Genomic DNA, 872 nt, shown 5'->3' on the forward strand with positions numbered 1-872 from the left:
GTACTTTGTATTCATGGTCATATTTACGTGCCACTTTGAATGCCTCCTTATTCTCTTGGTTTTATTATGAAATCCTTGAGAATAAGCTGTCAACTTTTTTTATACCACACCAGAATGTCGATAGCCTTTTCCGCTTCGCCGCGCTGCGTCCCTTGATTGATGAAAGAGAGCTGCACCGAAACGGAAGCGTCAAAGTAATTCAGAAAGTCGCACCAATTTTCAAAGATAGCGGTCTTGTCGTCCGCCTGTGCAAGCTGATAGTTAATATCCTCAAACACAACGCTTTTGCTGTATTTCTTTTCCGTAATCCTGCAAATCCCGTCCGGGTACATCTGCAAGTAGGGAATGGTCTGCTGCGCGGTATGCGCTTTCCCGTCGCCCTTTGCCTGTCTTATAAGGGCGGCAATCTGTTTCTGTTCGGCGCGGGATAATTTACGCTTTGTTCCTGCGGCGGTTTCCCGCGCCTTTTGCGCCTGTGCCTTTGACAATAGCCGATACCTCCTTTTCAAGTTTTCGCTGCCGTTCCAAAACGGCATAGAAGTTTTCCGTCTGATAAGGGCGTTCCTTTGGACGGGTAAACTTTGTCTGAATGATGTTCTTTACCACGACTTCAAGGGGCTGCCCGTGTCGTTCATACATGGCAAAGAGGAAACAGGGCAGCATAACGACAATCATTGCCATAGCTGCAAGGGTCGTCCCCGCGCTGCCTTTGAGCAAAAAGAAAAGCGGCAATCCCACAAGGAGAGCCGCGCCCAGACAAATGGTGTGGTATAAAAAAAGTTGACAGCTTATTCTCAAGGATTTCATAATAAAACCAAGAGAATAAGGAGGCATTCAAAGTGGCACGTAAATATGACCATGAATACAAAGTA

General features: G+C 46.4%; 2 protein-coding genes. Both read right to left on the reverse strand.

Going from position 1 to position 872, the window contains the following annotated elements:
• Window positions 1-89: 89 nt before the first annotated feature.
• Entirely contained in the window at window positions 90-488 is a 399-nt protein-coding gene (locus H6A32_RS15790) for a hypothetical protein (RefSeq protein WP_430749600.1), read from the reverse strand.
• Window positions 433-834, reverse strand: coding sequence for a PrgI family protein (locus H6A32_RS15795; RefSeq protein ID WP_204864819.1), 402 nt, complete (start codon window positions 832-834; stop codon window positions 433-435). Before H6A32_RS15795 ends, H6A32_RS15790 begins: the two co-directional genes overlap by 56 nt.
• Window positions 835-872 lie beyond the last annotated feature (38 nt).

It is taken from the genome of Drancourtella massiliensis, assembly GCF_016900655.1.
In the GTDB taxonomy this organism is placed as follows: Bacteria; Bacillota; Clostridia; order Lachnospirales; family Lachnospiraceae; genus Sellimonas; species Sellimonas catena.